Here is a 429-nt window from a genome sequence, read left to right as displayed (position 1 = left end):
TGCCTAAATTTAGCTCATCTTTTGCATCAAGCACGCCAAGAGGCATAAGCGTCTCGACCGCTGGGATGCCAGTTTTTTTCATAAATTTACGTATGATCTCGCTGGCATTTGACGCGGCCGCACCGCCACCGATGTAAAGAAGCGGTCTTTTTGCTTCATTTATCGCAGCTGCGGCTTTTTTGATCTGCTTAGAGTTGCCTTTTTATGTCGGCTTGTAGCTTGGGATGGAAATTTCTTTTGGATAGACTAAGTCGCCAAGCCTTGAAGTGCCGTTTTTTTGGCTATCGATATGAACTGGTCCTGGGCGGCCTGATCTTGCGATGTAAAACGCCTCTTTTATGATGCGAGGTAGCTCCTCGACGCTACTTACTCAACAGTTTTGTTTGACACAGGGGCGTGGAATACCGACTGCATTCACCCCCTGAAAGG

Annotated in this window: 1 pseudogene; it reads right to left on the bottom strand. The window is 47.6% G+C overall.

What is annotated here, in order from left to right:
• Positions 1-429: pseudogene (locus CYP05_RS03390) on the bottom strand (acetolactate synthase large subunit); the annotation flags it as partial.

Origin of the sequence: Campylobacter concisus, from assembly GCF_002913545.1 — a bacterium.
GTDB classification, from domain to species: domain Bacteria; phylum Campylobacterota; class Campylobacteria; order Campylobacterales; family Campylobacteraceae; genus Campylobacter_A; species Campylobacter_A concisus_AV.
This window is presented reverse-complemented; position numbering and strand designations above follow the sequence as displayed.